This window comes from Thermosynechococcus sp. OHK43, from assembly GCF_014466085.1.
Classification (GTDB): domain Bacteria; phylum Cyanobacteriota; class Cyanobacteriia; order Thermosynechococcales; family Thermosynechococcaceae; genus Thermosynechococcus.
The window spans coordinates 1-2658 of sequence record NZ_JACOMP010000093.1; the positions used below are offsets into that span (position 1 = coordinate 1).

3 protein-coding genes are annotated in these 2658 nt (G+C 54.0%); 1 reads left to right on the plus strand and 2 read right to left on the minus strand.

Annotated elements, in window-relative coordinates; genetic code table 11:
- On the plus strand, positions 1 to 358 hold a 358-nt coding region (locus H8Q75_RS03965; RefSeq protein ID WP_297040700.1), incomplete at its 5' end, for a transglutaminase family protein.
- Here the strand turns inward: H8Q75_RS03965 and cax are convergent.
- On the minus strand, positions 355 to 1422 hold the full coding sequence (gene cax / locus H8Q75_RS03970; RefSeq protein WP_024124824.1) for a calcium/proton exchanger: 1068 nt from the start codon (positions 1420 to 1422) through the stop codon (positions 355 to 357). The genes H8Q75_RS03965 and cax overlap by 4 nt on opposite strands.
- Positions 1423 to 1519: 97 nt before the next feature.
- The coding region (locus H8Q75_RS03975; RefSeq protein ID WP_297040703.1) for a DUF3084 domain-containing protein at positions 1520 to 2658 on the minus strand (1139 nt) is incomplete at its 5' end.

Below are 2658 nucleotides of genomic sequence, written 5' to 3' on the forward strand. Positions count from 1 at the left end.
TGCCCCTTGGCCCCCCTGTGTCACTTGGGCAAAACAAATGGGTTCCTGTCGCGATATGGCAGTCTTGTTTATCCATGCCTGTCGGGCGGTGGGCCTAGCGGCGCGGTTTGTCAGTGGCTATCAGGAAGGAGACTTGGATAATCCTGAACGGCACCTCCATGCTTGGGTGGAAGTGTATTTGCCGGGGGCAGGCTGGCGGGGCTATGATCCCACCCACGGCCTAGCGGTGAGCGATCGCCACATTGCCCTTGTGGCTGCCGCTGATCCGGCGGATGCTGCCCCCATTGAAGGTGCCCTACGGGGACAGGGGGTCACCTCAACCATGACCTATCAACTACAGATTCAGCGCCTCTCCTAGGTATGGAAGAAAAAGGCGGTGCCGAGAATCCCATAGGTGGCCAAAAGCAGCGCTCCCTCTAGCCAGTTGGAGCGGCCATCTAGGCTAATCACATTGGCAATTACAACCGCAATAATCACCGTCACCACCTCAAAAAGGCTAAAGTTCAAATCCATCGGCTGACCAATGAACTGGCCAATGAGCACAAGAACCGGTGCCACCAAAAGCGCCACCAAAAGGGATGAACCCAAGGCAATGGAAACGGACAGATCCATATTGTTTTTCAGGGCAACCCCCACAGCGGTCACATATTCCGCTGCACCACCCACCAATGGCAAGAGGATGACCCCAGTAAATAGGGGCGTCAAACCCAGTCCCGCCGTTGCCTCCTCGACAGCACCAACAAAGATTTCTGACTCAAAGGCCACCCCAATGGTGGCAATGATAAGAACATTGATCCAAAGGGGTAGGTTGGGCCTTTCGTAGTGTCCTTCCACGCCCCCTAGTTCCACCTCACTAACATCGTAAAGATAGCTGTGGGTTTTCAGGGAAAAGAGTAACGTGAGCCCATAAACCAGAACCAGAATGATGGATACCACAACTGACATTTGGGAAACTGCGGTTGGCGGCACTCTATCGGAGGTGTAAATCACCATTGCTGGTAAAAGAATGGCAGCGATCGCCACCGTCATCGAGGAGGCATTCACCCGTGCCACCACTGGGGCAAAGGATTGTTCCTTGTAGCGAATGCCCCCCAGCAACATGGATAGCCCCATCACCAGCAAAAGGTTCGCCATCAGGGTTCCCGTAATACTGGCTTTGACAATATCCACTAAACCCGCTCGCAGCGCCACAATAGCAATAATGAGTTCGGTGGCATTGCCAAAGAGGGCATTCAAGAGGCCACCGATCGTCGGACCCGTGGCCAGCGCCACCTCTTCTGTGGCGGTGCTCAACCAAATCGCTAAGGGCACGATCGCCAGTGCTGCCAAAATAAAGACGGTGAGAGCGCCCCATTCCAGTTTTTCCGCAGCAACGGAAAGGGGAATAAATATCAAGAAACCAATCGAAACCAGTCGCCTCATGGGGGCACCCCTTACATGGTGAAAAAAGAAAAATTTTCTCTATCCTAGCCTGTGGTTTTATAGCTCCACGCCAAGGGGCGAGAAATCAGGTCAGCACCTAGCCACTGCGGAGGATCACTCGCTGATTTTGGCGGGCGACAAGGGAGAGGGTGAGCGGGCCAGCGGTATAAACCGAGGTGGGAGTGACTGCACTAATATCAACCGTCCCTTGGTGATCCTTGAGGTCAAGGACAAATTTCACCAGTTCAATTTGGCGAAACGAGCCAACAGTGCCAGTGACCGGATCTGGGAGCACACCGGAGGCGATCGCCCGTTGATTACTTACCGTAAATAACTGATCCAAACGTTGCAAAATCTGCTCATCGGTCATCTGGCTGGGATCCAAAGAGATGGTGGCCAGATTCTCACCCTCGCGGAAGACCTGCTGATTGCGCGCCACTTGGGGCACCACAAGAATATTGCTTTCCCCCTGTAGATAATTGGCCGCTGCTAGAATGCGCACCACATAGGGCTGACCATCACTAATTTGGCTGCGCAGGCGGCGCACATCTTCGGTGGTGATTTGAATCACCTGATCCGTTGGCTTGAGGTCCTGGGGACTATTGAGAACGATGGCATTCCGTCGCGCTTCCCGCAGGAGTTCCTCAATGACTTGGGTGGCTTGAGCCGGATCTTTGACATTTTGAATCACTGCAGAGGCCAAAACTTGCCCCGTGCGAATGGCGATCGTCCCCCGCCGTAGTCCCAAAAGCAGGATGCTCACGTTTTCTTCAAGGCGTTGGCGACTGGCCTCAAGGGCAGCAATTTCCTGCTGAAGACTACGCTGTTGATTCCGTAACACCTGCTGCTGCTGATTGGCCACGGCCAGTTGATCCTGAATGCGCTCAATCTCTGCTTGGAGGCGATCCTTTTGGGCTTCAACTTCGGCAAGGCGTTGTTGAGCTGTGCGAATGGCGGTTTCTAGGGCTACTTTTTGCCCAGCCACATCCTCGAGGCGACTTTGGATGGCTTGTCGCTCCCGTTGCAGGCGCTGGATTTCCTGCCGCAGGCGTGCCCCTTGGGCTTCAAAGTTCTCGAGGTTTTTTTGGGCTTGGGTGTAGCGGTCTTGGAGTTGCTTGAGTTCTGCTTCTGTAAGGGTTTGACGATTGACGGCCTGCTCTAGCACTTGGTTCGTTTGACTGAGGCGTTGGCGAATATTGGCCAGTTCAATTTGCGATTGTGCCAGTTCTACTTCAA